General features: G+C 49.4%; 21 protein-coding genes. 17 read left to right on the top strand and 4 right to left on the bottom strand.

Annotation, left to right across the window (positions count from 1 at the left end; all coding sequences use genetic code 11):
- Positions 1 to 8: 8 nt before the first annotated feature.
- A complete protein-coding gene (locus tag MJQ52_RS09490) occupies positions 9 to 1,637 on the bottom strand; it encodes a copper resistance CopC/CopD family protein (protein WP_094247239.1) in 1,629 nt (542 codons plus the stop codon).
- A 32-nt stretch (positions 1,638 to 1,669) separates the two neighbouring features.
- Positions 1,670 to 2,242 carry a DeoR family transcriptional regulator gene (locus MJQ52_RS09485; protein ID WP_070081369.1) on the bottom strand — a complete coding sequence of 191 codons (573 nt, stop codon included), beginning with the start codon at positions 2,240 to 2,242 and terminating at the stop codon, positions 1,670 to 1,672.
- A 176-nt stretch (positions 2,243 to 2,418) separates the two neighbouring features.
- Between MJQ52_RS09485 and MJQ52_RS09480 the strand changes: the two genes are divergently transcribed.
- The 5 genes from MJQ52_RS09480 (at position 2,419) to MJQ52_RS09460 (ending at position 6,420) form a co-directional block, all read left to right on the top strand.
- A complete protein-coding gene (locus tag MJQ52_RS09480; RefSeq protein WP_003156306.1) occupies positions 2,419 to 2,760 on the top strand; it encodes a hypothetical protein in 342 nt (113 codons plus the stop codon).
- Between the two features lie 175 nt (positions 2,761 to 2,935).
- On the top strand, positions 2,936 to 4,375 hold the full coding sequence (locus MJQ52_RS09475; protein WP_014720723.1) for a PTS mannitol transporter subunit IICB: 1,440 nt from the start codon (positions 2,936 to 2,938) through the stop codon (positions 4,373 to 4,375).
- A gap of 25 nt (positions 4,376 to 4,400) precedes the next feature.
- Positions 4,401 to 4,832 carry a PTS sugar transporter subunit IIA gene (locus tag MJQ52_RS09470; protein WP_012116817.1) on the top strand — a complete coding sequence of 144 codons (432 nt, stop codon included), beginning with the start codon at positions 4,401 to 4,403 and terminating at the stop codon, positions 4,830 to 4,832.
- A 1-nt stretch (position 4,833) separates the two neighbouring features.
- Complete coding sequence (locus tag MJQ52_RS09465; RefSeq protein WP_434181925.1) at positions 4,834 to 5,955, top strand: mannitol-1-phosphate 5-dehydrogenase; 1,122 nt, start codon at positions 4,834 to 4,836, stop codon at positions 5,953 to 5,955.
- Between the two features lie 69 nt (positions 5,956 to 6,024).
- Complete coding sequence (locus MJQ52_RS09460) at positions 6,025 to 6,420, top strand: 3-hydroxyacyl-ACP dehydratase FabZ family protein (RefSeq protein WP_094247236.1); 396 nt, start codon at positions 6,025 to 6,027, stop codon at positions 6,418 to 6,420.
- 38 nt (positions 6,421 to 6,458) lie between these two features.
- On the opposite strand, the gene MJQ52_RS09455 is transcribed toward MJQ52_RS09460, so the two are convergent.
- On the bottom strand, positions 6,459 to 6,623 hold the full coding sequence (locus MJQ52_RS09455) for a hypothetical protein (RefSeq protein WP_003156294.1): 165 nt from the start codon (positions 6,621 to 6,623) through the stop codon (positions 6,459 to 6,461).
- Positions 6,624 to 6,750: 127 nt separating this feature from the next.
- Between MJQ52_RS09455 and MJQ52_RS09450 the strand changes: the two genes are divergently transcribed.
- The 9 genes from MJQ52_RS09450 to MJQ52_RS09410 all read left to right on the top strand — a co-directional run bounded on the left by MJQ52_RS09450 (position 6,751) and on the right by MJQ52_RS09410 (position 14,161).
- Positions 6,751 to 7,500: a Cof-type HAD-IIB family hydrolase gene (locus MJQ52_RS09450; RefSeq protein WP_003156292.1), complete on the top strand. Its 750-nt coding sequence runs from the start codon at positions 6,751 to 6,753 to the stop codon at positions 7,498 to 7,500.
- A gap of 205 nt (positions 7,501 to 7,705) precedes the next feature.
- Positions 7,706 to 8,470 carry a 5-oxoprolinase subunit PxpA gene (locus MJQ52_RS09445; RefSeq protein WP_094247235.1) on the top strand — a complete coding sequence of 255 codons (765 nt, stop codon included), beginning with the start codon at positions 7,706 to 7,708 and terminating at the stop codon, positions 8,468 to 8,470.
- Positions 8,471 to 8,492: 22 nt separating this feature from the next.
- Positions 8,493 to 9,707, top strand: a complete 1,215-nt coding sequence (locus MJQ52_RS09440) for an NRAMP family divalent metal transporter (protein WP_044053272.1) — start codon at positions 8,493 to 8,495, stop codon at positions 9,705 to 9,707.
- Positions 9,708 to 9,711: 4 nt separating this feature from the next.
- The gene (locus MJQ52_RS09435; protein ID WP_094247234.1) at positions 9,712 to 10,506 is read left to right on the top strand and encodes a putative hydro-lyase; all 795 of its coding nucleotides are present in this window, start codon (positions 9,712 to 9,714) and stop codon (positions 10,504 to 10,506) included.
- Positions 10,507 to 10,535: 29 nt separating this feature from the next.
- Complete coding sequence (gene pxpB / locus MJQ52_RS09430; RefSeq protein ID WP_094247233.1) at positions 10,536 to 11,267, top strand: 5-oxoprolinase subunit PxpB; 732 nt, start codon at positions 10,536 to 10,538, stop codon at positions 11,265 to 11,267.
- Between the two features lie 2 nt (positions 11,268 to 11,269).
- A complete protein-coding gene (locus tag MJQ52_RS09425; protein ID WP_094247900.1) occupies positions 11,270 to 12,277 on the top strand; it encodes a biotin-dependent carboxyltransferase family protein in 1,008 nt (335 codons plus the stop codon).
- A 17-nt stretch (positions 12,278 to 12,294) separates the two neighbouring features.
- On the top strand, positions 12,295 to 13,044 hold the full coding sequence (locus MJQ52_RS09420) for an IclR family transcriptional regulator (protein WP_003156285.1): 750 nt from the start codon (positions 12,295 to 12,297) through the stop codon (positions 13,042 to 13,044).
- A gap of 64 nt (positions 13,045 to 13,108) precedes the next feature.
- On the top strand, positions 13,109 to 13,750 hold the full coding sequence (locus tag MJQ52_RS09415) for a GDSL-type esterase/lipase family protein (protein WP_063174372.1): 642 nt from the start codon (positions 13,109 to 13,111) through the stop codon (positions 13,748 to 13,750).
- 195 nt (positions 13,751 to 13,945) lie between these two features.
- On the top strand, positions 13,946 to 14,161 hold the full coding sequence (locus MJQ52_RS09410) for a YczI family protein (RefSeq protein ID WP_369719110.1): 216 nt from the start codon (positions 13,946 to 13,948) through the stop codon (positions 14,159 to 14,161).
- Here MJQ52_RS09410 and MJQ52_RS09405 read toward each other — a convergent pair.
- A complete protein-coding gene (locus tag MJQ52_RS09405; RefSeq protein WP_017419255.1) occupies positions 14,132 to 14,452 on the bottom strand; it encodes an antibiotic biosynthesis monooxygenase family protein in 321 nt (106 codons plus the stop codon). The two genes, MJQ52_RS09410 and MJQ52_RS09405, sit on opposite strands and share 30 nt — an antisense overlap.
- A 156-nt stretch (positions 14,453 to 14,608) precedes the next feature.
- Between MJQ52_RS09405 and MJQ52_RS09400 the strand changes: the two genes are divergently transcribed.
- The 3 genes from MJQ52_RS09400 (at position 14,609) to MJQ52_RS09390 (ending at position 20,012) form a co-directional block, all read left to right on the top strand.
- Complete coding sequence (locus MJQ52_RS09400; RefSeq protein WP_434181924.1) at positions 14,609 to 16,612, top strand: penicillin-binding transpeptidase domain-containing protein; 2,004 nt, start codon at positions 14,609 to 14,611, stop codon at positions 16,610 to 16,612.
- 113 nt (positions 16,613 to 16,725) lie between these two features.
- Complete coding sequence (locus tag MJQ52_RS09395; protein WP_017419253.1) at positions 16,726 to 17,628, top strand: aldo/keto reductase; 903 nt, start codon at positions 16,726 to 16,728, stop codon at positions 17,626 to 17,628.
- Between the two features lie 299 nt (positions 17,629 to 17,927).
- Complete coding sequence (locus MJQ52_RS09390) at positions 17,928 to 20,012, top strand: BglG family transcription antiterminator (protein WP_065180962.1); 2,085 nt, start codon at positions 17,928 to 17,930, stop codon at positions 20,010 to 20,012.
- Positions 20,013 to 20,088 lie beyond the last annotated feature (76 nt).

Below are 20,088 nucleotides of genomic sequence, written 5' to 3'. Positions count from 1 at the left end.
TACACTCCTTAGTTTGTCGTTGAGAATATTTGGTTGATTTCATTAAAATCGTTTGTCAGCCCGTGGACTTTGATCTTCCAGTTTCCCTTTTCGGTGATGGACAGGTTGGCGGCTTCGAATGTGCCTTCCTTCGTTTTCTTCAAATCAAAGGTGCTTTCATGCTGTTTGCCGCTGAAGCCCGTCTGGTAAACAGTGACCGTAAATTGCTGAATGTCTTTTACTAAGCTGCCGTTATGATCGGTGACAATGACTTGAAATTCATTTTTACCCGGCTGGTTCGGCGTAATGTGCAAGGACAGGGTCTCCCCGTTTCCGATCGTTTCTGAGCCGTTAAAAGGCAATGGCGCAGGCGGCGGCGGGCTGGGCAGGCTTGTGAAGACGGCGGTTGTGAATAACACCGCAATGCCTAGTGCCCATTCGGCCTTTATCGTTGCGCTGATGCTCCTTTTTCTGCTGAACTTCGTCATCCATACGTGAACGGCGCCGAGCGCAAGCATGATGACAAACAGTCCGATTTTCAAAAGGAGCGTCTTGCCGTAAGCGGTGTGAAAGAGTGAATCGAACGAGCGGATAATGAAAAATCCGTTCAGCACTCCTGAAAATAACAGCACGCCGACAGAGGCGAACGCCCAAGGAGAAAACCGTCTGACCGTTTCCCAAGCGATGGTTTTATCGGGTTTTCTCCACTCTGATGAAAGAAGCAGCACAAGCGCAGCTATACCGCCCATCCATACAGACGCGGCCGATAAATGGAGAAAGTCCATCGCGATGCCGACCGCTTTTTCGTCGATAACGGCCGCATGCCCGGCGAATGCTTTTGCCAAAAGCGAAGCGAAGAAGAATAACAGCGGCGCCGTCCAGTACGCAAATGACCGGAATGCTTTGTTCTTCAGCATCGGGATCATGGACAGGGCGAGCAGGATAAATAAGCTGATCTGGATCATCCAGACGTACCCGCCTGCCGTTTTCAGAAGCGTTTCTTTTACATAGTCCGGCTGAAACGCGGCGCTCCAAGCGCCGCCCGCGTTTTCTTTCGTCTGGATCGGGAGCTGGCACACGAGCGCGAGCCCCGTTAAACATAAAGAAATCACGAGCAGCTTTACAGTTCGTTTTGCTTTTGATGAATCTTCATTATTTCTGTACCAAAACAGATGGAAAAAAGCCGTGCCGATAAACAGGGAGAGAGCGGTGTACAAAATACCGCGGTCGATTGCCGCTTCGGGATGAAGCGCCGCTTGCGATGATGTCTGCTCCTGAAGTTCACCACCGGCTTTTCCGATACTGAAAGGGATGACGCCGGATACCGGATGTCCGTCGGCCGATACCGCGTTCCATTCCGCTCTGTAAATATCATGCGGCAGATTTTTTTTCAATGCCGCGGTCATGATGCGGGCATCATTTTTTTGAATCACCGTTTTGCCCGCGTCAACCCGTTCGCCGGATGAATTATAGACCTTAATGGAGTGGAAGCCTTCTTCAATCTGTTCATTAAACTCAATTTCAATCTGCTTCGGCGCTTGTTTTAATTCGCTGTTCTCACCCGGATTTGAGTTTGTGATGTAGGCGTGGGCGAAGCTTGTTTTCGGAATCAAAACAAGGAACAGCAAAAAGATGAGCCAGCGTTTGTTCTGTCTCATGGATGATGACACCGCCTTCCGGTTGGTTGTTGTTATGTCTTGCTGCAGGTGCATCCCTTCTGCCTGTCGTGTAAGATGATGTCCGCCGCCTCGTCAAAGGTGCAAATGACCCCGCCGAATCCTTTTTGAAACCGTTCTGCGTAATCAAGCGTTGAGAAGGGAATCGCCTGAGGCCGGCAGCAGTGAAGGTCAATATCGGCATGGACTAAAAAGTATGCGGAAGCGGCCGTCAGTGTCGTCTGGAGAAGAAAATCCTTACAAATGACGTGGGACACTTCTTCCTTTTTATCCTCATACCGCAAAATCGCGCAATGAATGCAGCACATCTGCTCAACGGCTTGTGAAACGGTAATAAGCTGAACAGAATACGAATGCTGAATCGGCCGCAGGCAATAGCCGCATTGATTGGCGCTTTGTTCTGAAGCGGGAGGGAGCGTAATGCCGCCGGGTGTCCGGATAATCCGGTTTGCATCCGCCAGCTGATTGACGTCTCTGTACACGGTCATCTCGGAGACGCCGAATCTCTCGCTTATGTCAGAGATTTTCAGCGCGCCCTCTTCTTTCAGCCATTCAAGCAAGGTTTGCTGTCTGTGAATCGGAAGCAATTCTGCATCCTCCTTTTTATGCGAATGAGTGATGAACCTCCCTCTAAGAGTAGATGTTTTCACAAATGCACACAAGAGCCTGATGATAAAATATGTGAAAAAATGTTGAACAATCACAAATGTAAAACACGCAGTCGGACTCTGTTATAATAGAAGAGTTGAATGGAGGAATAAACATGAAAGAAACGACCTGCCCGAACTGCGGCAAGCCGATTACAGGCGACATGGTCAGATCATCGATGATCCCGTGCCAGTTTCAGTGCGGGCATTGCCATGTGAAATTGCGTGAATATAAAGTATCAGCCCCGATTATGGCTGCGGCTATTGCGATCACGGTGCTTTTGATTTATCTTGTGCAGATGGCCAGAACCGCCGTCATGCCGATGTTTCCGGCAGCGCGGTATGTGCCGGCCGCCATTTTCGCGCTCGTATGTGCGTATCCGGTGTTTATTGTCAGTGAGCGGCTCATTGCCAAGCTCGTCGTCACAAAAGGACACATTATATACAGAAAGCGGTAAGACACCTTTGATGAGGTGTCTTTTTTTTGTTAAGGATTTGTCACAGTCTCTGTGCCAAACTCCTCTTTACTTTTCATTGAATGGGGATTGTAAGCGTTTTATGATGAAGACACAGGGGAGAGAGAAACCCCGTGTCTTATTTATTTTCATCTGAAGGCAGGCAAACAGGGAGGGAATGAACATGCAGCAAGAACAGCAAGCTGGCATGAAAGTGAAGATACAGCGGTTCGGCAGTTATTTAAGCGGTATGATCATGCCGAATATCGGCGCATTTATCGCATGGGGAATTATCACCGCGCTGTTTATTCCGGCGGGATGGTTTCCCAATCCGCAGCTGAATACATTGGTAAGCCCGATGATTACGTATCTTCTGCCGCTTTTAATCGCATATACGGGCGGAAAAATGATCTATGATCACCGCGGGGGAGTCGTCGGAGCGACGGCCGCCATCGGAGTCATTGTCGGAGCGGACATTCCGATGTTCTTAGGGGCAATGATTATGGGGCCTTTGGGCGGTTATCTCATTAAACAATTAGATCGTGTGTTTAAAGATAAAGTCAGACAGGGTTTTGAAATGCTGATCAACAACTTCACGGCGGGAATTATCGGCGCGGTGCTGACGATTATCGCGTTTTATGCGATCGGCCCGGTCGTCCTGTCTCTTAACAAATTGCTGGCGGCGGGTGTGGAAGTCATTGTCCACGCGAATTTGCTGCCGATTGCAAGCGTTTTCGTAGAACCGGCGAAAGTCCTGTTCCTGAATAACGCGATCAACCACGGCATTTTAAGTCCGATCGGAATCGAGCAGGCCGCCAAAGCGGGTAAATCCATTCTGTTCTTAGTGGAAGCGAACCCCGGACCGGGACTCGGTATTTTACTGGCCTATATGTTCTTTGGGAAAGGCTCTTCAAGATCAACAGCTCCCGGAGCGGCGATCATTCATTTCTTCGGGGGGATTCATGAAATCTATTTCCCTTACATTTTAATGAAACCGATGCTGATCCTCGCGGCGATCGCCGGGGGAGCGAGCGGACTGCTTACATTCTCGATCTTTAACGCGGGTCTTGTCGCCGCATCATCTCCGGGAAGCATCATCGCCATTTTGGCGCTGACGCCGAAAGGAAGCTATCTCGGCGTGCTGGCGGGCGTCATTGTTGCCGCGGCCGTATCGTTTATCGTCTCGGCGCTTATTCTGAAATCGTCTAAAGCGGGCGAAGAAGATTTGACAGCCGCGGCGGAAAAAATGCAGGAAATGAAAGGCAGGAAAAGTGAAGCGGCGGCCGCATTGGCAGACAAAGAGGAAGAGCCGGAAAACAGCGCCGCTGATATTTCCGCTGACCAAGTCAGCCGCATTATCTTCGCATGTGACGCGGGTATGGGATCGAGCGCAATGGGCGCCTCCATTTTAAGAAACAAAGTGAAAAAAGCAGACCTGGATATTGATGTGACAAATACGTCGATCAATAATCTTCCGAATGACGCGGATATCGTCATTACGCATAAGGACCTGACTGACCGCGCGAAAGCGAAGCTGCCGCAGGCGGTGCACATTTCGGTTGATAATTTCTTAAACAGCCCGAAATACGATGAACTGATTGAAAAGCTTAAAAACTAATCAAACAGAAAGAGGGATCTTCATCATGGAAGTATTGGCTAAAGCGAACATCAAACTGAACCAGACAGTGAACTCAAAAGAGGATGCCATCCGCCTGGCGGGACAGACGTTGATTGATAACGGCTACGTGAAGAACGGCTATGTGGAAAAAATGTTCGAACGTGAAGAAACATCATCCACGTTTATGGGGAATTTCATCGCGATCCCGCACGGCACGGAAGATGCAAAGGATGAGGTGCTTCATTCAGGCATTTCCGTCATCCAGATTCCGGACGGTGTTGAATACGGTGAAGGCAATACGGCAAAGGTCGTTTTCGGTATCGCCGGAAAAAACAATGAACACTTAGACATCCTGTCAAACATCGCCATCATCTGCTCAGAGGAAGAAAACATCGAACGGCTGATCAGTGCAAAGACGGAAGAAGAACTGGCCGCTATTTTCAGCGAGGTGAACTGACATGATTGCCCTTCATTTCGGAGCGGGAAACATCGGGCGGGGCTTTATCGGCGCCCTGCTCCATCATTCCGGCTATGACGTAGTTTTCGCTGATGTGAATGAAACGATGGTCAGCCTTCTTAATGAAAAGAAGGAATATACCGTGGAGCTTGCCGACGGCGGCCGGCAGACCGAAATCATCGGCCCCGTTTCAGCCATCAACAGCGCGGTGCAAGAACAAGAGCTGTACGGGCTGATCAATGAAGCGGCGATCATTACGACGGCGGTGGGCCCGAACGTTCTCAGACTCATCGCCCCGTCCATCGCGGAAGGGCTGAAGCGCAGAACGTCCTCTGAGCCTCTCAATATCATTGCCTGTGAAAATATGATCGGCGGCAGCAGTTTTCTGAAAAAAGAAGTTTTCGGACATTTGACGGAAGCGGAGCGGGAACTCGTGAACCGGACGGTCGGCTTCCCGGATTCTGCGGTGGATCGGATTGTGCCGATTCAGCACCATGAAGATCCGCTGAAAGTATCCGTAGAACCGTTTTTTGAATGGGTCATAGACAGAACCGGCTTTGCCGGCGGCCAGCCGGTACTGGAAGGTGCGTTGTTTACGGATGATCTTACGCCTTTCATCGAGAGAAAGCTGTTTACCGTCAATACCGGCCATGCCGTTACGGCGTACGTCGGCTATCAGCGCGGATTAAAAACCGTCAAAGAGGCCATCGGCCATCCGGAAATCCGGCGTGTCGTGTACGATGCACTTTCAGAAACGGGCGAGTACTTGGTGAAAGCGTACGGCTTTAAGCAATCCGAACATGAGCAGTACATGAAAAAAATCATCGGCCGCTTTGAAAATGAATACATCACGGATGATGTGACAAGAGTCGCCAGATCACCGCTCAGAAAACTCGGAGCGAATGACAGATTAGTAGGGCCGGCCAAAAAAATAAAAGAACCGAACGCGCTGGCGGAAGGTATCGCCGCCGCCCTGCGCTTTGACTATCAGGATGATCCGGAAGCGGTTGAGCTGCAAAAGCTTATCACGGAAAAAGGCACGAGCGGCGTTCTTCAAGACATTTGCGGTATTCAGCCGCATGAACCGCTGCATGGCATCGTGCTCAGAAAGCTCAATCAATAAAAATGAACCCGCGTCGGGGGGACGCGGGTTTTTTCTTGCGTTATAATGAGAGGGAAGGGAGGCTGCGTGATGAATCAGAAGCTATTGCCCCATCGTTTTCCGTTTCTTTTGATTGACGGCACGACGAACAGTGAAGCCGGAAAATGGGCGGGTGCTTACAAAAACATCAGTGAAAATGACTGGTTTATAACTGAATCCCAAAGAGAGATGCCATTTTCGCTCGTCGTTGAAGCAATGGCCCAAACGGCGGCTTGCGCGGGAATTACCGGCGGTGACGGCCTCGGTCTCTTATCCGCGGTGAAGAAAGCGGAAAGGTTAGGTGCCGCTTTGTCGGGAGACCGTCTGGATCTTTTTTTTGAGGTCACGCGAATCAGACGCGGTTTTGTGTTCGGCCGGGCGAAAGCGTCCGTTGCCGGGAAGCCTGTGGCGGAAGCTGAGCTCAGCATATTTATCCAGCTATCGTAAAAAAAGCCGCCACTGGAGGCGGCTTTCGGACAAGCGTGTTATTTTGTATCATAATCTCTTTCACTTTGTGAATTGTCCCTCTGGTCATGTTTGTGTTTTTCGTCATTGGCGTTTTCCTTCAGCTCTTCCAGCGGAATCGGATCGGTTAAATCATGATGTTCAGGATTTTCATTCGGTTTGTTCTTTTGTTTTCTTTCTTTCATCCTCCATCACCTCAATATTTATTTTCCTCAACGCTCGCCCTGCCAAACGCAGGAAGCGGTTTTTTGTTCCTGTGGGTCATATGTATTAAAATAGAGACGACTACAATATAAAAAGTGAGGTACATATATGCCGATACAAAGAGAAGACGCAGATATTAAACTGATCGCGATTGATATGGACGGAACCCTGCTCAATGACGAGCAGCTCATCCCGGAGGAAAACCGGCGGGCGATCAAGGAAGCGGAGGCGAAAGGAATTCACGTCGTCATCAGCACAGGACGCACGCTGATGACCTGCCGCGAACTGGCTGAGTCTCTCGAGCTGTCATCCTTTTTAATCACGGCAAACGGCAGCGAAATCTGGGATTCCAACTTTGAGCTGGTTGAGCGCAAGCTTCTTCATACCGATCATATTCAAAAATTATGGGATCTGAGGAATAAGCACAACACGAATTTCTGGGCTTCTACCGTCGATAGAGTGTGGAGAGGGGAATTCCCGGAAACGATTACGGATCATCAGTGGCTCAAGTTCGGGTTCGAAATCGAGGATGACGAAGTGCGGAATGAGGTGCTGAAAGAGCTCAAAGAATACAAGGAGCTCGAAATCACAAACTCAAGTCCGATCAACATCGAAGTCAATGCCCTCGGTATCAACAAAGCGGCTGCGCTGGCGAAGGTATCGGAAAAACTCGGCTTCACGATGGAAAATGTGATGGCCATGGGTGACAGTCTGAATGACATTGCCATGATTGAAAAAGCGGGTGTCGGCGTCGCCATGGGGAACGCGCAGGACATCGTGAAAGAAACAGCTGACTGGGTGACTGATGTCAACACGGAAAACGGGGTCGCCAAAGCGATCCGCCACTGGGTGTTATAATAGAAAAAAGAGAGAGTCTCAGCATGAGGCTCTCTTTTTTTGTTTTGTCAGATTTGTGACTAGGTCTATGGTAGGTTTTCTGACAAAAGGATGTTCAAACCTGTCAGAATTAAATATAATGAAGAGAAATTCAACAATTCGGAATAATCGTTCCGAATATCGGAATGATAATAAAATAAAACGTTTACAATACAGGAGGGAGCTTATGTTTCAGATTGACATCAATTGTGATTTAGGAGAGAGTTTCGGTGCTTATAAAATCGGACTGGATGAAGAGATTTTGGATTATGTGACATCTGCAAACATCGCCTGCGGCTTTCATGCGGGTGATCCCAGCGTGATGCGCAAAACGGTTGCGCTTGCGGCGGAAAAAGGCGTGAAAATCGGCGCTCATCCGGGACTGTTTGATCTGCAGGGATTCGGGCGGAGGCAGATCGCGATTACGCCCGAGGAAGCGTATGATCTGACGCTGTATCAAATCGGCGCGCTGTCAGGGTTTTTAAAAGCGGAAGGTGTCGAGATGCAGCATGTGAAGCCGCACGGCGCTTTATATAATATGGCCGCCGTCAATCCCGGCCTGTCAGAAGCCATCGCTCAGGCGGTCTTTCATTTTGATCCCGGACTCGTTCTTTTCGGGCTTTCCGGAAGCGAGCTGATTAAAGCGGGAGATCGACTCGGACTGAGGACGGCAAGCGAAGTGTTTGCGGACCGCACCTATCAGGAAGACGGCACGCTGACGCCGCGTTCAGAGCCGGATGCGCTGATTCAGGATGACAAAAAAGCGGTCGGTCAAGTGATTCAAATGGTGAAAAACAGCACGGTGACATCACGTAAGGGACAAGCTGTAAACCTGAAAGCGGACACGGTCTGCATTCACGGAGACGGCGCCCACGCGCTGACATTCGCAAAAACAATCAAAAAAGAATTAAAAGCGGCAGACATTCAAATCAGTGCGCTTGCAAAAGACTGAGCAGCAGAGGGAGGAAGACAGCATGGAGCAAAAGAAAAAAACAGCCGGAAAGGCTTCCGGCAAATGGTCGCTTCTTTTAGGCGCGACATTTTTGATGGCGACATCATCAATCGGGCCCGGCTTTCTGACGCAAACGGCCACGTTTACCAATACATTGGCGGCAAGCTTCGGCTTTATCATTTTAATCTCTATTATTTTGGACATCTTCGCGCAAACCAATGTATGGCGGATTATCGCGGTTTCCGGAAAGCGCGGCCAAGAGATTGCCAATATGGTGCTTCCGGGCGCCGGTTATGCCATTGCTTTTCTGGTCGTGCTCGGCGGACTTGCGTTTAATATCGGAAACATCGGCGGCGCGGGTCTCGGTCTTCAAGTATTATTCGGAATCAAACCGGAGATCGGCGCTTTAATAAGCGCTGCGATTGCGGTTCTGATTTTCGTCATAAAGGAAGCCGGAAAAGTCATGGACCGTTTTATGCAGATCGCCGGAATCGTCATGATCGTATTGACGGTGTATGTTGCCGTAACGACGGCTCCGCCGGTCGGACACGCCGTTGTGAAAACTTTTATGCCTGATCATATCAGTGTGCTGGCAATCGTGACGCTTGTCGGCGGCACGGTCGGCGGATACATTACATTTGCCGGCGGCCACCGCTTGCTTGATTCAGGCATCCAAGGGAAGGAAGTCATTCCTCAGGTCACGAAAAGCTCCATCACGGGCGTCTTGATTACATCTATTATGCGGATTGCCCTGTTTCTCGCCGTGCTCGGCGTCGTTTCAAAGGGCCTGCGCATCGATCCTGATAATCCCGCGGCTTCTGTGTTCAAGCTTGCGGCGGGAAATGTCGGCTATAAAATTTTCGGCGTCATCATGTGGTCTGCCGCTATCACGTCTGTCATCGGCGCCGCCTATACATCGGTGTCATTCTTCAAATCGTTTTCGGCAAAAATCGAAAAGCACTCACATGGCGTAATTATCGGTTTTATCATTGTATCCACTCTTATTTTTGTCACGATCGGCCAGCCTGCCAAAATTCTGGTCGCGGTCGGTTCGCTTAACGGCTTAATTCTGCCGCTTGCATTAGCGATGATTCTGTTGGGCGCTTATAAGAAAAAAATCGTCGGCGATTACAAGCATCCGATCTGGCTCACGATTGCAGGGGCAATCGTAGTGGTTGTCATGGCGGTTATGGGCATCTATACATTATTCTCGCAAATGCCGCAGCTATGGAGCTGATGATATGAAAAACCATATGAGAGATACGAGTCCCGAAGAAGTCAGACAGCTTATCAGGAAAGGGCAGATGACCGGGCCGACGGCGGGGTTGGCCGCTTCTTACGCACAAGCCAATCTCGTCGTTTTGCAAAAGGATCTTGCCTTTGATTTTCTTTTATTCTGCCAGCGTAATCAAAAGCCTTGTCCGGTGCTTGATGTGACGGATGCGGGTTCACCTGTTCCGGCAATAGCGGCGCCGGGAGCTGATATCCGGACGGACTTTCCGAAATACAGGATTTATCGGCATGGCGTGCTTACTGAAGAGGTAACGGATATTACGCCGTATTGGAAGGATGATTATGTCGGGTTTTTGATCGGCTGCAGTTTTTCATTCGAGCAGGCCCTTATCAATCAGCACATTCCAATCAGGCACATTGATGAAGGCGTGAACGTTCCCATGTATAAAACAAATATTGACTGTGTTCCGGCGGGCTCGTTTTCAGGAAAGATGGTCGTCAGTATGAGACCGATTCCGGAAAGGCTTGCAGTCCGCGCGGCGCAGGTCACGTCACGTTTTCCCGCCGTGCACGGCGCCCCCGTCCGCATCGGAAATCCGCAAAGCATCGGCATCAGCGATTTGCATCAGCCGGATTTCGGAGATGCCGTAACGGTGCGGGAAGGTGAAGTTCCCGTATTCTGGGCCTGCGGCGTTACACCCCAGGCGGTGATCATGGAAGCAAAGCCTGATATCGTAATAACACATTCACCGGGGCATATGCTGATCACCGATATACGAAATGAATCGCTTGCTGTCCTGTAAGTGAGAAAGAATACAACGAGGTGATGACAATGATGCAGTATAGCGGAAATACAGCGCTTGATATACAGCCGTACGGTGATTCCGCCGTTATCATCCGCTTTGGCGGGCACATCAGCGAAGAGGTCAACAGCCGGGTGCATGCGGCGGCAGCCTGTATGGAAGAACGGCCGTTTCCGGGCTTCGTTGAATGTATTCCGGCATTCACAAGCTTAACGATCTTTTATGACGTGTATGCCGTCTCAAACATAAAAAAAGGCATCTCTCCTTTTGCCCTGGTCAAGAAAGAAGTGACAGAACGTCTCAGTCATATAATGACCGGCCGCAAAGAAGAGCGCCGGGTGATGGAAATCCCCGTTTGCTACGGCGGTGATTTCGGTCCCGATTTAGAAGAGGTGGCTGAGATGAACGATCTGACCCCGGAAGACGTCATCCGCATTCATACTGAAGGCGAATATCTCGTTTATATGCTCGGATTTGCGCCGGGATTTCCGTTTTTAGGAGGAATGTCTGAGCGGATCAGAGCGCCGAGAAAGGCGTCGCCAAGGCCGTCCATCCCGGCCGGTTCAGTAGGAATCGCGGGAATGCAGACCGGTGTGTATCCGATATCCACTCCCGGCGGCTGGCAGCTGATCGGCAGCACCCCGCTCCGGCTTTTCAGGCCGGAAGAACATCCGCCGAGTCTTTTGAGAGCGGGCGATACGGTGAAATTCGTCCGGATCACAGCAGAGGAGTACAGCCGCATCAAGGAGGGAGCCGAATGAGTATGAAAGTGGTAAAACCCGGTCTCTTGACGACGGTTCAGGACACGGGACGGACGGGATATCAGAAATACGGTGTATTGGGAAGCGGCGCAATGGATACGATCTCTCTGCGCATCGCCAATCTTCTTGCCGGAAATCAAGAAAAAGAGGCGGGGCTTGAAGTTACGCTCATGGGGCCAGGGCCTTCCTTTGAGTTCTCAGAACCCGCGGTTATTGCCGTTACGGGAGCTGATTTCGCCTTTCATATTAATGGGGAGCCCGCCCCTCTGTGGAAACCGGTTTTGATAAAGGAAAACAGCGTCGTCTCATTCGGGCCGTGCAAGATGGGGAGCCGCGCATATCTCGCCGTCGCGGGGGGATTTGACGTGCCCGCCGTCATGGAAAGCAAAAGCACGTATGTCAGAGCGGGGATCGGCGGCTTTTGCGGAAGAGCGCTGCAAAAAGATGATGAGCTGCCGCTCGGCCGTATGACGCCATGTTCGGAATCAATCGCGTACCGTCTGAGCGATTCTTTCGGACAGCATGGTTTCTCAGCGCCTGATTGGTCTGTCAGCAGCAGAGGGTTTCTGCCGCTGAAAAAAAATCCGGTCATACGAGTGCTTGAAGGCGCTCAATTTCACGCTTTTACAGAAGAAGCAAAATTACGTTTTTATCAAGAGTCATATACGGTCACGCCTCAATCCGACCGAATGGGCTACCGGCTGAAGGGCGCTCCGCTTGAATTGCGGGAGCCGCTGGAAATGGTATCTGAGGCCGTGACGTTCGGAACGGTGCAGGTGCCGCCGGACGGCAATCCGATTATTCTGCTGGCTGACAGACAGACGACGGGGGGCTATCCGCGGATGGCGCATATCATATCCGCCGATCTTCCTCTCGTCGCCCAAACGATGCCGGGGGAACATATTACGTTCCGGGCCGTTTCGCTGGAGGAAGCGGAAATGCTGCTTTTGGAGAAGGAACAGCAGCTGAAGGAGCTGAAAGCAAGGCTCAAAATGGAATGGGTGATCTGACAAAGGGGCTAAAGACCATGGAAAACAAAAACAAAACCGTCATCAAATCAATGGAACTGCTTCATTTGTTTCTGACTGAACCGAGCCTGAGCTTAAATGAGCTGGTTTCTCTATCGGAAATGCCGAAGACTTCGGTTCACCGGATGGCAAGCTCACTGGAAGAAACGGGATTTCTCACCCGGGCAGCGGACGGCCGTTATCAGCTTGGCCTGATCTTTTTACAATTCGGCCAGCTCGTCTCTGAACGTCTGGATATCAGGAAAATAGCCAAACCGATTATGGAAGAGCTGTGCAGCGAAGTGGATGAGGCCGTTCAGCTGATCATGAGGGACGGGGATGAAGCCATTTACGTCGAAAAAATTGAAGGCACCCAAACCGTCCGCCTGTATACGGCAATCGGCCGCCGGTCGCCGCTGTACGCGGGAGCGTGCGCCAGAAGCATTTTATCGTTTCTGCCGGAAGAGGAGATTGACACATACATTCAGAAGACAAAGCTTGCCGCAATCGCCTCAGGCACGATGACGGATCGGGCTGAACTGCTTCACTCCATTGAAAGATCCTTGCAATCAGGTTATACGATCAGCTATTCGGAATTAGAAGATTATACGGCGGCGATCGGGGCGCCGATTTTCAATCACGAAGGTAAGGTGGCTGCCGGAATCAGCATCGCCGGCTTCGAAGCCCGGTTTTCAGAGGACAGGCTGCCGTATTTAACCGAAAAGGTCAAAAACGCCGCACAGCATATTTCTGAGAAATTAGGTTATTGACCGAGCCAATTTTTCTTCACTCGCGTACATTACAATATCGATAGTAACGAGTGGAGGAAAGTAAATGGGACTTGTTTATACGGCGCTGGGGGATTCTTTGACGACGGGGAGGGGATCCGGACCGTTTTCCGCCGGTTTTGTCCAGCGGTTCGGGCGCATGATGGCAGAAGATTTACAGACAAAAACCGACGTATCCATCTTTGCCAAATCAGGCCTTGAGACTGGAGAAATTCTCGGGCTTATGTCCTTACCGTATATTCAGAGGCGGATTCAGGCTGCTGATATGATTACGATTACAGGCTGCGGCAACGATTTGATTGATTCGGTTCAGGCATATCAGCAAACATCGGATGCTTCGGTATTCACCAGCGTGTCCAGTCACTGCCATGAGAACTTTGAAAAGATGATAGCCAAGATTGCTGCCTTAAAAGGACCGCACCCGTCTCCTTATGAGATCCGCGTCTTCAATTTATACAATCCTTTCCCGGGCATCTCCATTGCAGAAAAATGGATATCCTCTTATAATGCGCACCTCAGCACGCTCGCATCGGCGCCGCACGTCAAAATTGCCGACGTCCACAGCGCTTTCAAAGGAAAAATGAATGAATATCTTTCTCATGACCGCGTACACCCCAACAGCAAGGGGTATGAAGTCATGGCATGCGTCCTGCGGGGGCTCGGATACGGAAGCCTCGCCCGCTCATAACCGCGCGCTCCTTTTCATGGGGAGCGCGCTTTTCGTGCTCCTTAAAACAAACTTAAAATTGTCCGACTTTCGTTCTATCCGCGCAAAAAGTACGCTAGAATAATGGGGGATAAAGACAGAAATAGAATTGTGTTCAAAAAATGATAACAGAAAGGATGGATTGCTTTGCTGCGCGCCTTAAAACTGTCACTCGCGATGCTAATTATTATACTTGCGGCCGCCGCATTTACGTATGCGGAACATACCTCTGTCATACAGCCGGTTATGCTCGTGTTTCTCGGTGCGGTCATGTTCATTCAGGGGCTGGAGGAAAAACGGAAAGAAAACGACGGTTCCGGGAAATTCAATATCTATACCGCCGTTTTTGTATGGTCGATCTCCTTAATCGGTTTTACGCTTCACGCGATCTGAGTCTGATAGATCCTCAAAATGCTCCACAACGGGAAATGGTGAATAAAAACGGTGCAGTAAGGCTTTCCATTCCTGATAATCCGGCGATCCGCGAAAGCCTTTTGTATGATCTTCCAATGTCTCCCATTCCACAAGCAGCAAATATTTATGCGTCTTTTCCATACATTTGGACAAGGAATGGGACAGATAACCTTTCATGCCCGCGATAATCGGCTCCGCCCGGCGGAATGCCTCTTCGAATTCCCCCTCAAGACCTTCTTTTACATACAGCATGGCTGCTTCTCTGATCATCTGAAATTCCCCCTTTTTTTAATAGATACATTGTATAAGAATATGGCCCGTGACGGCAGGAAAAACAAAAAAATTTTAAACACTATGAGAAAAAAATCCTTGCCAGCCTGATTTGGTTTAGGAGAAAATAACAGTTGGAAGGCAGGGGAATAGACAGTGAAAAAAGGGTTATACCTATTACTTTTACTCGCAGGAATCATAGGTTTGATCGGCTGCTCGAAAACGGAATCGGCCGAAGACAGAATGAAAGATTTCGTAAAAGACTGGAACGGCGGTCATTACGATAAGATGTACCAAAGCCTCACCCAGGATGAAAAGAAAAAACGATCCAAAAAGGATTTTGTAAAACGATATGAAACCATTTATGAACAAGCAGGGGTTAAAAATCTGAAAGTCACTGCCGAAAAACAGGACGAAGACGACAAGAAAAAAGATGACCTCCAGCACATCGATTATAAGGTCAGCATGGATACAAAAGCAGGGAAGGTCGCTTTTGAAAACACGGCCGTCCTGAAAAAAGAAAAAACAGACGATGGGGAATCATGGAACATCGACTGGAATCCTTCTTTTATTTTCAAACAGCTTTCCGATGACAAAACCGTGCAGATCGCAAATGAAGAACCGAAGCGCGGACAAATTTACGACAAAGACGGAAAAGGTCTCGCCGTGAATACTGAGGTGCCGGAAATCGGCATTATCCCTGGAAAACTCGGCAAGGATAAAGACAGCGTGATCAAAAAACTGTCTGAAAAACTGGACCTTTCTGAAGACGATATCAAAAGCAAACTGAACCAGGGCTGGGTAAAAGACGACTCCTATGTCCCGATTCAAAAAATCAGACCGGATGATGAAAGCAAGGTCAAAAGCCTGCTCGCACTAGACGGCGTGACGAAAACGAAGGTCAGCTCCCGCTACTATCCGTACGGCGAAAAAGCGGCCCATCTGACCGGCTATATTAAAACCATCACAGCGGAGCAGCTGAAAAAAGCGAAAGACGGCCAATACAGCGATACTTCCAAAATCGGCATCGCCGGCCTTGAAAATGTATATGAAGACAAGCTGCGCGGCACGACCGGCTGGAAAATTTACGTCCCGCAAACAGGTGAGGTCATTGCTGAAAAGAAAGCCGAAAGCGGGCGGGATATTCATGTAACGATTGACATGAAAACGCAGACGAAGCTGTATGATTCTATGAAAGACGACAGCGGAGCGGCAGTCGCCCTCGAACCGCAAACGGGAGAGACCCTCGCGCTCGTCAGCGCACCGTCTTATGACCCGAACGGCTTTATTTTCGGCTGGAGCGGCAAAGAATGGAAAAAGCTGAATGAAGATAAAAACAATCCGTTTTCAGCGAAATTCAACAAACTTTATGCGCCGGGATCAACGATTAAACCGATTGCCGCGGCAGTCGGCCTGACAAACGGCACATTGAAAGCGTCGGAAAAGAAAAAAATCACCGGTAAAGAGTGGCAGAAAGATTCGAGCTGGGGCGGTTACCATGTCACACGCGTATCAGAGCGCCTGAATGAAGTGGATCTCGAAAACGCGCTGATCACATCGGACAACATCTACTTTGCGCAAAATGCCATAGATGCCGGAGCGGACGCGTTTACAAAAGGATTAAAAACATTTGGCTTTGATGAAGAGATTCCGTACCAATTTCCGATTGAAAAGTCCTCAATCGCTAACGGCAAGCTTGATTCCGAGATCCTTCTCGGAGATACGGGCTACGGCCAGGGGCAGATGCTGATGTCTCCTCTGCACTTAGCGGCTGACTATACCGCATTTGTAACAGACGGAAATCTCGTCAAACCGACATTGATCAAAGACGGAGAAAAAACACCGCAAATCTGGCATAAGCAAGTGGTGTCGAAAGCCAATGCCGAAGAAATCACAAAAGGGCTGAGAGGCGTCGTTGAAGATCCGCGCGGCTCTGCATATCAGCCGGCCGTAAGCGGCATTACCGTAGCCGGAAAAACCGGCACAGCCGAGCTGAAAACGTCTAAAGAAGATAAAGACGGCAAAGAAAACGGCTGGTTTGTCGGTTACGATTATAAAAAGAAAGACCTCTTGATCGCGATGATGATTCAAGACGTCAAAAAACGCGGCGGAAGCCATTACGTCGTTGAAAAAGCGAAAAAGCAGTTTCAGAATCATTAAATGACGATTTTTGCGGGCTGAAAGGAAAATCGGCCGCCGAAGCAGAATGAAACAGCATGGGCAATTCCTGAAAACAGAGATACAAGAGGCTCTAAGAAAAAGGGGGATTTCACATGCAGCGCATTCAATTGGCTGAAGACCTGGAATTTTCAAGAGTGATACACGGGCTTTGGCGTCTGAACGAATGGAATGTTTCAGACGGAGAGCTGCTGAATCTGATTGAATGGTGTATCAGCCAAGGCATCACCACCTTCGACCATGCCGATATATACGGCGGTTATACGTGTGAAAAGCTGTTCGGCGGCGCTTTGTCCCTTTCGCCTTCAATAAGGGAGCGAATCGAAATCGTCACAAAATGCGGGATTGTCATTGAATCACCGGAGCGGCCCGGAAACAAGTCGCATCATTATAATACGTCGAAGTCTCACATCTTAGCGTCGGCGGAGCAGTCGCTTTTGAATCTGAATACGGATTATCTGGATGTGCTGCTCATTCACAGACCGGACCCGCTTATGGACCCGGAGGCTGTGGCTGAAGCGTTTCACGCGCTGAAAAGCTCGGGCAAGGTCAGATATTTCGGGGTATCGAACTTTAAAGCGCACCAGTACAGAATGCTCGAATCCTATTTGGATGATCCGCTCATCACAAACCAAATTGAAATCTCGGCGTACGAGCTGCAAAATATTCATGACGGCACGCTGGATTTCTGTCAGGAAAAACGCATTCCGCCGATGGCGTGGTCACCGCTTGCGGGCGGGAGCGTTTTTACAGGACAATCAGATAAGGACCTCCGAATCCGTGCCGCGCTTCGTTCCGTACAGGAAGAAATCGGCGCCGCTTCCATTGACGAAGTCATGTACGCATGGCTGTTCACCCACCCGGCAGACATCATGCCGATTGTCGGCAGCGGAAAAGAGAACCGCATTTCCGCCGCGGTGCGTGCATCCGCATACAAACTCAGCCATGATCAGTGGTTCCGGATTTATACCGGTGTCCAAGGCTGCGATATTCCATAAACAGAACAAACGCCCGGAAGGTATCTTCCGGGCGTTTGTTTATGTGGTGTGCAATGTCTAAAAACAAGTAAGGTCACTTTGAAGTATAGCCGTGCGGATCAAGAGTAACAAGCGTCATGGCATATTATCTGACACATTTTTCTTTTTCAATACTGTCACACGGCCCAGTGCCAAATTGCCATTTGAAAATGGTTGAATAATCATTGAAAGCGTTTTATATTATAATTTACACCACTTTCCCCGGCAGCACTCCCCATATGCCATACTTCTCACAACTAGAAAATCTGGAGGCGCGTTTCATGTATATGACAGCGAGAGAACAAAAATTAATGAAACATCTATTACTGCAGAACCGTTACGAGACAGTGCATGAACTGGCAGAAGCTTTACAAGTCAGCACAAGAACCGTTCACCGCGAGTTAAAAACAATCAAACCGATAATGGAATCATTCGGTCTGGCACTTGATAAACAGCCCGGCAAAGGACTGAAAGCGGTAGGAAACCCGGAGGACAAACAAAAACTCCTGTCAGACCTGTCCTATGAACAGCATGAATACAGCGCTGAGGAGCGGAAACTTTTAATTCTATGTTCTCTATTAGAGTCGCAAGAGCCGATCAAGCTCTACAGTCTGGCGAACGAATTGCAAGTGACAAACGCGACAATCAGTTATGATCTGGATGAGCTGGAGACTTGGATTGCGCCCTTCGGCTTGACGCTGATCCGAAAAAGGGGCTTCGGCATTCAGCTGACGGGGCCGGAAAATGCGAAACGGAAAATCGTCGGCAATCTCATCGTCAACCGGCTTGATATTCAGAGCTTTTTGGAAGCGGTTGAATTCAATATTAAAGGAAAACCTGACGATGCTGAAAAAATGTTCGGCGTCGTAAATAAAGCGGAACTTTTGAAAATGGACCGGCTCTTGATTCAGCTCAAGGAAAAAATCGCGATCGCCTTATCTGACAGCTCATACATGGCGCTTGCGGTTCATTTAACCTTTGCAATGGACCGGATCAGACTCGGAGAAACCATCACGATGGAGGCTTCGGAACTAAAAGCGCTGCAGCAGACGAAGGAGTACGGCTCTGCGCTGGAAATGGCAAAAGAGCTTGAAAAAGCGTTCGGCGTTTCAATTCCGGAAGCTGAGATCGGTTATATCACCATTCATTTGCGGAGCGCCAACCGCCAATACAAAACGGAATTCAAACCGGAAAACATTGAAGTTGAAACGGCCTTGCAAACGAAGCAGCTGATCGGCTTCATTTCTGAAAAAATCAAAATTGATCTGACGGAAAACGGTTCTTTATACGACGGTTTAATCGCCCATCTGGAGCCTGCGATCAACCGGGTGAAAGAAAATATCGACATGTACAACCCGATGACCGAGCAAATTAAACGCGACTACTTTCTGCTGTACATGGCCGTAGAAGAAGGAATGGAAAAATTCTTTCCGGGGCTTCTTTTCTCTGATGATGAGATCGCTTTCATCGTTCTTCACTTCGGCTCCGCTCTGGAAATCAAACGGGAAGAAGCGAAGATCAGGGCGCTGATCGTCTGTTCCAGCGGCATCGGGTCGTCCAAAATGCTCGCATCCAGACTGAAAAAGGAGCTTCCGGAAATCCGTTCCTTTGATATGTCTTCCCTCATCGAACTGAAGGACCGAGACATCACCGCGTATGACATGATCGTATCCACCGTTCCGATCCCGTATGGAAACATTGATTACGTCATGGTCAGTCCGCTTTTAAACGAAGAAGACGCTGATCAGGTGAAGCAGTACATCAAAAGAAAAATTCCGCTGATTCTTGACAAAAAAAGAAACGGTAAAAGAGAAGAGAAGCAGCCGGAGACGCCTGATATGCTGGAAGCGGCCGGCCGTATGGCACATTATGCGGCGGTTATCCAAAGCGTGCTGCGGAACTTTTCGGTCAAATCCATTGAGTCAAACACGGCGTACGAACTGTTTTTGAATCGTTTGTTTGCCATGCTTGAGCAAGAAGGATTTGTCCGTAATGCCAAACAAACTGCACAGCGCCTTGCAGAGCGTGAACGACAGGGCGGACTCGGCATTCCGGGAACGGCGATGGCGCTGTACCATCTCAAAAATGAAGAAATTGTCACGCCTTTTTTCAAAATTTATGATTTGACGGCTCCATGCAGTGTCAAAGGCATGGACGGAAATTCCCTGACCGTCGGCCGCGCTTTGGTGATGATGGCGCCGGCTGATATGCCCGCTGAAGGGTCGGAAATACTAAGTGCGGTCAGCTCGGCCATCATCGAGTCCGAAGACAGTATAAAAGCCTTCCAGACGGAGGATGAAGCCGATTTATACAAACGTTTAAACAAGCTGTTTTATCATTTCATTCAGGAGAAAGGACAGCGGTAAACAGAAAGCGCACACCTCATATGGGGTGTGTTTTTTTCTGCATGTATGAGGGTAAGGGGAAGGGAAGAAACTAAAA

Origin of the sequence: Bacillus sp. jun7, from assembly GCF_051034795.1 — a bacterium.
Lineage (GTDB): Bacteria > Bacillota > Bacilli > Bacillales > Bacillaceae > Bacillus > Bacillus velezensis.
Note: the sequence above shows the minus strand (reverse complement) of the source record. Positions and strands in the feature narration are given on the sequence as shown.